This window comes from Terriglobia bacterium (genome assembly GCA_020072565.1).
Lineage (GTDB): Bacteria > Acidobacteriota > UBA6911 > UBA6911 > UBA6911 > JAFNAG01.
Genome location: JAIQGI010000056.1, coordinates 26,666 through 35,971 on the forward strand (window position 1 = coordinate 26,666; position 9,306 = coordinate 35,971).

The 9,306-nt window shown below is 59.7% G+C and carries 8 protein-coding genes; all 8 read right to left on the reverse strand.

All coding sequences use genetic code 11. The features are described from left to right. Positions 1–2 precede the first annotated feature (2 nt). Positions 3–1,343, reverse strand: a complete 1,341-nt coding sequence (locus LAP85_24815) for a hypothetical protein (GenBank protein MBZ5499634.1) — start codon at positions 1,341–1,343, stop codon at positions 3–5. 426 nt (positions 1,344–1,769) lie between these two features. Further along, a complete protein-coding gene (locus tag LAP85_24820) occupies positions 1,770–2,261 on the reverse strand; it encodes a cytochrome c (protein ID MBZ5499635.1) in 492 nt (163 codons plus the stop codon). Next, a complete protein-coding gene (locus LAP85_24825) occupies positions 2,258–4,384 on the reverse strand; it encodes a c-type cytochrome (GenBank protein MBZ5499636.1) in 2,127 nt (708 codons plus the stop codon). Before LAP85_24825 ends, LAP85_24820 begins: the two co-directional genes overlap by 4 nt. A gap of 1 nt (position 4,385) precedes the next feature. Further along, positions 4,386–5,084, reverse strand: a complete 699-nt coding sequence (locus LAP85_24830; protein MBZ5499637.1) for a hypothetical protein — start codon at positions 5,082–5,084, stop codon at positions 4,386–4,388. Next, on the reverse strand, positions 5,062–5,796 hold the full coding sequence (locus LAP85_24835) for a cytochrome b N-terminal domain-containing protein (protein MBZ5499638.1): 735 nt from the start codon (positions 5,794–5,796) through the stop codon (positions 5,062–5,064). Before LAP85_24835 ends, LAP85_24830 begins: the two co-directional genes overlap by 23 nt. Before the next feature lie 139 nt (positions 5,797–5,935). Beyond that, complete coding sequence (locus LAP85_24840) at positions 5,936–6,445, reverse strand: ubiquinol-cytochrome c reductase iron-sulfur subunit (protein MBZ5499639.1); 510 nt, start codon at positions 6,443–6,445, stop codon at positions 5,936–5,938. A 16-nt stretch (positions 6,446–6,461) separates the two neighbouring features. After that, the gene (locus LAP85_24845; GenBank protein ID MBZ5499640.1) at positions 6,462–8,387 is read right to left on the reverse strand and encodes an FAD-dependent oxidoreductase; all 1,926 of its coding nucleotides are present in this window, start codon (positions 8,385–8,387) and stop codon (positions 6,462–6,464) included. 26 nt (positions 8,388–8,413) lie between these two features. Then, positions 8,414–9,022, reverse strand: a complete 609-nt coding sequence (locus tag LAP85_24850; GenBank protein ID MBZ5499641.1) for a carboxypeptidase regulatory-like domain-containing protein — start codon at positions 9,020–9,022, stop codon at positions 8,414–8,416. Positions 9,023–9,306: the final 284 nt, after the last annotated feature.

A 9,306-nucleotide genomic window follows, 5' to 3' on the forward strand; every position in this document is an offset into this window, starting at 1 on the left:
AGCTACTCTACGCGCTGCAGGTCCAGGGCGATGCGTACGCCGTTTACCAGGACGATGCCCTGGTTGATCAGGTCCTGATTGGTGATCTCGGCATCGGTGAATTTACGAAGGGACTGGAGCGGGAAGATGAACTCGAGAGCTTCCGGAGAGTCTTGGGAATTGATGCCGAACTGGTTTAGTACCGTGATGTCGAAACCGGCAATTTCTTCGGCCACGGGCGCCCGGTCGAGCAGCGACTTGAGCAGGGGCGCCAGGAAGAGATCGAAACTCTGCGCCGCTCTCTTATAGATAGAGGTTGTGTTCTTATCAAATGGATTTGGATTTCGCAGCGTCATCTGGAGATGGACGCGGTTCCGGAACACAACGAAGGACGGGGGTGCGTAGTCCACGAAATGGTAGCGGGCCATCCCTTCTTTGCCCAGGGCATCGAGCTCGGGCTGAAGCCTGTGCTGGAGCGCCTCGGCATCGACGTTCTTCAGCGGAGCAGCCAGTACTTCTGGACGGTTCCCGCCCGCCGTCGGGACGGCATCCCGTTGTCCGGCCGGCTTTCCGGATCCGGAGCGCGCGTCGGAACCGCCGCCAACCGTGGAAACAGACGCAGCAGAAATTGCCGGCACGAGTTCAGCCCGCGCCGCCGGTGCAGGTTCCTTTGCGCGGGCATCGCGAGCCAGTCGCAGCGCATCGAGTTCCTCCAGACCGAGCGGTTGAGCCGCATGAAGCGTCAGGCCGAACTCCTTGCCATTCACATAGATGTCCGAAGCATTCAAGATCTTCTGCCGCGCAGGCTCAGTTTGCGCGCTGAGATAGCCGAATGCATCCGCCTTATCCATGACAACTGCGAGTATTTCCTTTCCTTCGTAATCGTAGCTGCTCGAGTGCGTCCGCACATGGTAGGAGATCTCAAAACCGAAACGATCGAAGTCTGCCTGGGTCGTGAAGCTGCCCGGAATGAGCCTGAGGATAGGTGCGACTACCTCCTCAAGGACCCGGCTCGCCCGCTGGTTTTGCGTGAGCAGTGCGGAGTCGAAGGCCGCGTTATAATTGCCCGAGGTCTTAAGAACCGTGCGATCGTGAAAGAGCACAAACTCCAATCCGCGGGCATCCGCTCCCGCCTGCTGCTTCGGATCCAGCCCGACGTAGCGGCTTAAGAAGAGCGGGTAGGGGAACTGGAGTTTTGCGATCTCCTCCCTCATGGATACGAGCTGGGGCAGATAGGCGGCTTCCAGGGCCTTGAGTTGAGGATTTGTGATTTCGGCCGGGCCAACCTGGGCGCGGGTCCTGTCCAGCGGGATCAACAGCGACGCAAACATCAGCGCAAAGGAAATGAAGCGCCGCGGCGTCACGGGCGGCGATATCCTGGAGAGCCGTGACCGTGAGGAGTGAATAAAGAGCAGAATTGAAGGCTGTGCGAAAATTGCCGTGCCGCACCTTCGGCGCTCAACTATGCGCGACCTCTTAACCCCGGCCTCACGGCCGGGGCTACCATGGTGCCGTCTCTTTGAGGCTGGCTTGTAAGTCAGTGACCCGTCTCGAGCTTCGGCATGTCTCACCGCAGACTGAGGCGCGAAGCGCCGGCAGAGAGTAGCCCCGCGCGTAAGCGCGGGGTCAGGCGCAATATGGAAGTTCGAGGCCTGAGAGGCCGGCACATCTGGAAGGGAGTATTTTTTCACAGCTTCTAAGGGAGCGGATCGTGAGTCGCAAGAGCCCGTGAACATGAGGCGCAGGGGGATGCGCGCGGCTCGGCTTTCCTGGGATAGGGTCATTGGTTTTCACCTCACTGAATACTGGGGCTGCGGCCTGGCCGGAGCCTGATAGGGCGGCTGAGCTACTGCCCGCATGTATGTGATCAAAGCGCGGATCTCATCCTGCGTCAGAGTCTTGCCCCAGGGGGGCATCATGGCGGACTTTCCCAGAGCGCTCCCGCCGAGCGAGACGATATTCCGCAGGTAATCGTCGCCCAGGGCATTCAAAACCGTGCCATCGTTGATGAGCGCGGGGGCCGGCGAGAGATTCGAGCGGTTCGAGGGTCCTGCGGGGGTTGAGTCCGCATGGCACCAGACGCACTTATCGAGAAAGAGGCGTTTTCCCTGCGCCTGCTGATAGCCGAGGGGAATCAGGTGACTGGGATCGTTCCAGTCTTGCTGCACGTCATAAGCGTTCAGCAGCGGGCTCGGCTTTGGGGGAGCAGGCTTGCGCCCGCAAGAGACATAGAACATGAGAGCCATGAAACCTGCCAGTGCAGCGGCAGCCTTGGTTTTCATCGGGTGCCTCCGGTTGCGCCTGCAGTGCGAGCTGTGCCTCCGGCCTGAGGATTCTGACGCAGGGTCAAAAGATAGGCTGTCAGGGCCTGCAGTTCCTGGTCCGTAAACTCGCGCTCCGGTTCGATGGTTCCGGGAACGAGCGCCTGAGGATCTTTCAGCCAGGCTGCGATCCAGGCGGCGTTCAGCCAGTTTCCGGCATTGTTCAGATTGGGTCCGACATATCCTCCGGTGGATCCGATGGTGTGGCAGGACTGGCACTGATATTTGACTTCATAGAGCTGCTTGCCCAGGGTTGCCATCTGGGGCGTATACGACTTGAGGTCCACGCTTCCGATATCGACGGCAGGACTCTGCATGACCATTAGGAGATAATCGGCAATGGTAGCCGCCTCTTCCTCGGTGATGTTGAATTGCGGCATGCGGAAAGTAAGGGTGGGCCTTAGGGTCTGGGGGTTCCTCAGGAAAGAGATCAACCACTTGCGTTGTGCGCGACTGCCTTCATCTGAAAGGTCGGGAGCGAGGGTGCTGCCGAACCCGTTGAAGCGATGGCAGACGTAACATTTATAGCGCTCGTACAGTGCGGCGAATTCGCCTGCGGGCCGGAATTCCGTTCGGGCGGCCGGGACGACGAGGGCAGTGAGGCCCGGCGCCTCCAAACGGCCGGTCATGCTGAGCAAAGCGGTCGTCACGGCCTCCAGGTCTCCGGTCTCGAAGTGATACTGAGGCATTCGCGCCGAAGGATTGACCGATGTGGGTTCGCCGACTTTGGCCTGTATATATGCCACCAGGGTGCGGGGGATCGAAGACGTGCCGAACTCGAGCTGCGAAACAGTCTTGCGTCCCACGTTGGTGAGATCCGGGCCGAAATCGGTCTGAGGCTTGGTGCCGGCAACGAGGTGGCAGCTCGAGCAGCCTTTCTCTACGAACAGCCGCTTGCCCAGTTGAATTTCCTGTGGGCCGGGTGCGCCGAGTTTGGGAACATCACTGAGGAGATCCGGATCCGTCAAGCTGGTCGTGATGTACCGCGTCACCACGTAAAGATCCTCGTCCGACCAGCGGTATCGCGGCATGAGGGCGTGAGGCAAATGGGCTTGAGGGTTCCGCAGCCAGGCCACCAGCCAGTCGGAGTCAACCTTGCTCCCGACTTTCGTCAACTCTGGTCCGATCTTGCCCCCGATCAACTGGGTTTCGCCCGCGCGGGTGACCGCAATGGAGTGGCAGGTAGTGCAGAACATCTGGCGGAATCGGATTTGCCCCTGATCCACCAGATCCGGTTTCTTTTCCAGAACTGCGACCACCTGGGGATTGAACTTGTAGGTCTCAATGGGCTTGCTCTTCAGAGAGATCAGATAGGCAGAGAGACCCCGGATCTCGTTTTCGCTGAGCCTGAACTGGGGCATTCTCGGTTCTTCTTCGTTCTCGTAGCCATCCGCCGTGACGTTGCCGTTGCTGTCCTTGGTGGTGCGCGGCTCTTTCAGCCACTTGTAGATCCACCGCCGCGTCACCTTGGTCCCGACGTCGGTCAGCTCCGGACCCAGCATTGTCGGGCGCTCGATGTCCTGCAGTCGGTGACAGCCGACGCAGTTGAGCTCTACCAGGAGATCGCGCCCTCGGTTCAGGCGCGGCGTTTCAGGGATGCCCGCGCGGTGACAGACGCCACACGAAGCCTGCATATAGCTCACCGGCAGCAGCGGACGTTCCCAAGCTTTGGTGGTTTCGTGGGCTTCCCGCACTTCTGTGGCGAGACCCTGGCCGCGATGGCAGACGACACAGCCCCACTCCTTCGCCTGGTGCGGGATGAGTGCATGAGCCCGGAAGGGTTCCGGCACCGACGGGTCCAGGAGGCTCGGCTGCGTGATGCCCTGGTGGCATGTGATGCAGCGGTCCGTTACTCCGAGCTCGGGAATCCAGATCTGGTCGACCCCGGAATGAAAATCCGCCAGCAGGACCCTGGTGTCCGAGCGGCTTTCTGCAAAGCGTGCGTATTCGCTCCGGTACTGCTTCCATTCACGCAGCAGGTCTTTCAGCGGAGAAACGGCAAGGCCGGCCAAAAACAAAACGCTCCCGACTGCGAATGCGAGACGCAGCCGTTTCGGCGCTGTTCCCATTTTCTCAGCAGTCATGCTATCTCCAAGGCCATACCCAGGACCATCCGGGTCCCCGGAAGAAGGTGCCGACCCCCGTCAGGGTGATCGCGACGACAATGAACCAGGTCATGACCCACCAGGAGAGAGCCCGGGAGCGCAGGAAGTCCGGGAATCGCCCTCTGCCGGCACGGATGAAAAAGGAGCGAACCGCCAGGCCTCCGATGGCTACGGTCGGGACGATGATCGTCCATGCCCGGTAAGTCACAAAGAATACGAGCGCCGCCAACAGCACCACCGCGGAGATTGCCAGTCTCGGCCCGCGGATGTCGGCCCAGAGCGGCGCGCCGGCCACATTCACATTGAAATACGGAATGATCACAAGGGCGATGATCACCAGAGTCGGGATGACTACGCCTGCCACCAGGGGAGGGAAGTAATGGAGCAGCTCCTGCAGCCCCAGAAAATACCACGGTGCCTTCGCCGGGTTCGGTGTCAGCAGAGGGTCGGCCAGCTGCTCGAGCGGCGCATCCCAGAGGAGCGAGATGAGCACCAGGATGATCGTCAGGAACTGGAAGGCGATCGCCTCGCGCAGAACGACGTGCGGGTAGGACATGAGCTGCCGTCCCGCTGCCCCCGTCACCTTTGCCGAGGTCTTCCTGGTGATGAAGACGATGCGCTGGGAGGCTTTCGTCGCATCCGATTCGAAGCCCGTCTCATAGCTGTTTTTCTCGTTCATATTCCTCTCGCACGGTCAAGCCGCCATCCTTCTGAACTCGCCACAGATGGACTGCAATCAGAATCACCGCCGCCGCCGGCAGGATCACGCAGTGCAGGACGTAGAAGCGCAGGAGAGCATTTTCCCCGATGACGTGTCCACCCAGGAGCAGGAAGCGCATCGGACTCCCAAGGATCGGAACATAAGAGATAATGTTGGTGCCCACGGTGATGGCCCAGTAGGCCAATTGGTCCCAGGGCAGCAAGTAGCCCGTATAACTCAGGAACAGAGTGACGAGCAGCAATCCCACGCCTATGATCCAATTGAATTCGTGCGGAGGCTTGTATCCGCCGCGATAAAAGACGTGAAACATGTGCCAGAAGACCGTGACTACCATGAGGTGTGCGGCCAGGCGATGAAGGTTGCGCAGGAATACGCCGTTGGAGACGACAAAGCGCAGGTCCTTCATATCGCGATAGGCTTGCGGTACGGCGGGATGGTAGTAGAACATCAACAGGATGCCGGTGACGGTCAGAAGCAGGAACAGGAAGAGGGAGAAAGAACCGAGGTAATAGGTGGCGCGCACGCGCAGGGACTTTTCGCGCACCTTGACCGGCACGACATGCAGGAACAGGTTGCCGAAGATGGCCAGGCTCCGCGTGCGGTTGGTGAATGCCGGTCCGCGGCGAAAAACGGATTTCCAGACGCGGGTGCCTCGCATCTTCATGATCATGCTTTGAGTCCCGGTTGCAGCCATCAATCGCACCCCTTCAGAAGCTCAGAATGGCGACATTCCCATTTTCCACTCGACATGACCATCCTCTTCGCAACCACAGGAAAATCGGGATATCGCCTCATCGCCATCTGCCTTTTCATACTTTCAGAATCCGACTCTCCGGGACGGTCTCCAGCTTGTCGACCAGGAGATTTCCGTCAGGCATGAGTCTCATCGCAAAATGGGGAAGCGGACGCGGTGCGGGCCCGTTCGCTACCCTCCCATACTTATTGAATCTGCTGCCATGGCAAGGGCAGGCGATCAGATCTAGCTCCGGCTTCCACTGAGTGATGCATCCCAAGTGCGTGCAAATAGCCGACACTGCGGAAAAGCCCATGGCCGTGCTTACGATGTAGACCTGCTGGTCGGCAATGTAGGTCACCGAGTTCACGGCAAAGTTGTCCGGCGTTCCGATTCTGAAGCTGGTCGGAGGCTCGAAGAGCACATTGGGGGAGAGGTACCGGATCGTGACCACAACGCTGCCCACAGCAGCGATGCCGAGGGCAGCGGCCGCGATCTCGTTCAAGAAGTCCCGGCGGTCGATCCCCGTGCTGCTTTCCCCGGCCTGCGACCCCATCGTGGTCGAAGCTGCATCGTTCTCAGCCATAGAATCACCGTTTCCATTAAGCCAATGCCTCTGCGGGCGGCCTTTCAAAAACCTCGAAGGCTTCCATGGTAATCGTGTGCGCAGGGCAGCGTTCGGCGCACAATCCGCACCGGATACAAATGGTCTCGTCCTTGACCATTACCGATCCTTCCTTGCATGGCAAATCCGACACGCCGAGATGCTGCAAGGTGGTCCCTTCAAAGAACGAAGCCTCTTCGGCGAGCCGTGCCCTGACATCCTGCGAAAACTTGAATTGACTGATAGGAACCAGGCTCAGACAGTTCTCCGGGCATACGTCCACGCAACCGCCGCAGAGGATGCACTCGCTCCCCTCGGCCTCATTGCCATCGAAGATGGTGTTGATCCAGCAGCGCAGGCACCGTGATGCCTCGCGCCGCGCCTGTTCTTCCGTATAGCCGGTCTCGACCTCGACGATTCCGGTCCGGCGGTCAGTGGGGAGAGTCGGTACCGGCAGACGGGAGTACTCGTCAAAGTCTGCTGCCATCTGGTGGTGAGCCAATACCGTGATCTGCACGTAGCGTGGCTTGGGCTTCCAGCCGGCCCCCTGCAGGTAGCGGTCAATCTGCTCGGCCGCTTTCCTGCCGTCGGCCGTTGCACTGATGATCAAGCGGGGCCCGAAGGCAATGTCGCCGGCGGCGAAGATCCCCGGGGCAGTGGTCATGAGGGTCTCCGGGTCGACTCTGATGGTACCCTGGCGCGTTGTTTCAATCCCGTCGGCGGGCGTCAGGAAAGAGAGATCTGAGGCCTGGCCGATTGCCAGGATGACTGTGTCGCAGGGCAGGATGCTTTCAGTGCCCGGCTCGAAGGTGGGGCTGAAGCGGTGCTGGGCATCGAAAACCGACGTGCAACGGATCGTTTCCAGGCCGGTCACTTTGCCGTTTTCGCCGACGAATCGCTTGGGCCCGAGAGATGGATGGACCTTCAGGCCTTCGCGCAAAGCCTCTTCGATCTCCTCCTCGAAGGCCGGCATTTCTTCGAGCGACTCGAGCGCCACCAAGTGGACTTCATGTGCGCCCAGGCGCAGAGCAGTCCGGGTGACGTCCAGGAACTCCTTCATGGCCACCTGGAGCTCGCTCTCGCTCAACCGGTCGGGCAGCAAGGATGAACGGAGAACCTCGAGTGTCTGCTGCTGTTGCCGCCGCAGGGCAGAGCGCGCTACATCGATGGCCACGTTGCCGCCGCCGATCACTACCACCTTTTTCCCAATCGAGAAGCGATAGCCGAGGTTGACGTTTAACAGGAAATCGACCCCTTTGATCACACCGTCCAGGTCATGGCCGGGGATCTGGAGATCGCGGCTGCGATGCAATCCAAATGCGAGCAGTATGGCTTTGAATCCTTCGGTTCGGAGGTCGGCCAGAGAAAAGTCGCCGAGCCTGGAATTCAACCTCAGCTCAGGTCCCAGGTCCAGTATTTCCCGAACCTGGGCCTGAACCGCGTCCCGCGGCAGGCGATACTCGGGTATACCCAGGTAAAGCATTCCTCCTGGAACCGGTGCTGCCTCGAAAATCGTGACCCGGTATCCAAGGAGTGCCAGGTCATGAGCCGCGGAGAGCCCTGCGGGTCCAGCACCGATTACGGCGACGCGCTCGGGACGATGGCTCGAGGGTTTGTCGCGATAGACATCGACCGGACTGCGCGACTCGGGTCCGTAGCGCTCGGTGACAAACCGCTTCAGCGCGCGGATGGAAATGGGCGCATCAAAATCTTTCCTTCGACAGGCCGTTTCGCAAGGGTGGCCGCAGACCCGGCCACAGATCGAAGCCATGGGATTCGGCTCGCGGGCGTAGCGGTAGGCTTCCTCGTAGCGCCCTTCCGCAATCAGCGTCACATAACGGCCGGCCTGAGTGTGGACAGGACAGGCCACCATGCAGGGAAAAGTCGACTCCAGCCAATCGAGGTCGACGAGCTTTGTCCGCATTTTCAGCACTCGGGTGCTTCTCCTGCCTAACGGCGAACCGTGAGGTCGACAGTGACGCTGCCGGCGGCGACATCAACCGCCTGGCTGACGGGCTTTCCTTCCTCGCTCCAGGTCGTCAGCGTGTAGTGGCCGGCCGGGATGTCCTTGATTTCAAAATCACCGTCCTTGTTGGTCACCGCAAAGTAAGGCGTGGCTATAACAACGACGTATCCGGACATTTCCGGGTGGACATTGCAGAGGAGCGACGCGACCCCGGGATCGTTGAAGGTGAACGACTTCACTTGACCCTGCGGCCAGGTGCCAAGATTGTGCGCGAGCTTCTTGTTGCCGCTGATGGAGGGCCAGAAAACGTTGTGTCCCACCGGATCGCTGTTGAGGAAGTTAACCGTCGTTCCCACCAGGACCACCAGGACGTGAGGTACAAATTTCAAGTTCTTCTGGTCCATTACTACCGGCTTCGAGGGCGCCGGGAAAGTCTTGCCGGGTATCGCCTCGATATAGACCGCGATATTCTCGGGCGAGCGCATGCCGGCGGCGGTCACTTTGCCCTTGATCTCTCCAGCCGAGCTGGATTGAGCGAAAATAGAGACAAACAGGAAAGCTGCGATTGCCGTACCATAACGAGCGGATCTCATTGTCTAAGCTCCTTTGCGCGAAGCGCCTTGGAGTGCGGCGTCATGCCCTGAACCTCATACGCAAGTCGCTGTCTGTGTCGCACCTTCGGCGCTCAATTTTTCAAACTGCTTGAATCCCGGCCTTACGGCCGGGCCTACTTACTGCCGGCCCTTATAGTTGGTCTGCACCCGATTTTGGGTGCAGAGCATTCCCCAGCATTGTCCAGAGCCGGGAGTGCAATTTTTCGAGATGGTTCCTTGTTCCGTTGTTGAAGGGCGGGCCGACCACGATTATGCTCAAACGA

Excerpts from the sequence above, each read along its gene's own strand:
- LAP85_24820 (MBZ5499635.1), bottom strand. The coding sequence starts at position 2,261 with ATGAAAACCAAGGCTGCCGCTGCACTGGCAGGTTTCATGGCTCTCATG.
- LAP85_24825 (MBZ5499636.1), bottom strand. The coding sequence starts at position 4,384 with ATGACTGCTGAGAAAATGGGAACAGCGCCGAAACGGCTGCGTCTCGCA.
- LAP85_24830 (MBZ5499637.1), bottom strand. The coding sequence starts at position 5,084 with ATGAACGAGAAAAACAGCTATGAGACGGGCTTCGAATCGGATGCGACG.
- LAP85_24835 (MBZ5499638.1), bottom strand. The coding sequence starts at position 5,796 with ATGATCATGAAGATGCGAGGCACCCGCGTCTGGAAATCCGTTTTTCGC.
- LAP85_24840 (MBZ5499639.1), bottom strand. The coding sequence starts at position 6,445 with ATGGCTGAGAACGATGCAGCTTCGACCACGATGGGGTCGCAGGCCGGG.
- LAP85_24845 (MBZ5499640.1), bottom strand. The coding sequence starts at position 8,387 with ATGCGGACAAAGCTCGTCGACCTCGATTGGCTGGAGTCGACTTTTCCC.
- LAP85_24850 (MBZ5499641.1), bottom strand. The coding sequence starts at position 9,022 with ATGAGATCCGCTCGTTATGGTACGGCAATCGCAGCTTTCCTGTTTGTC.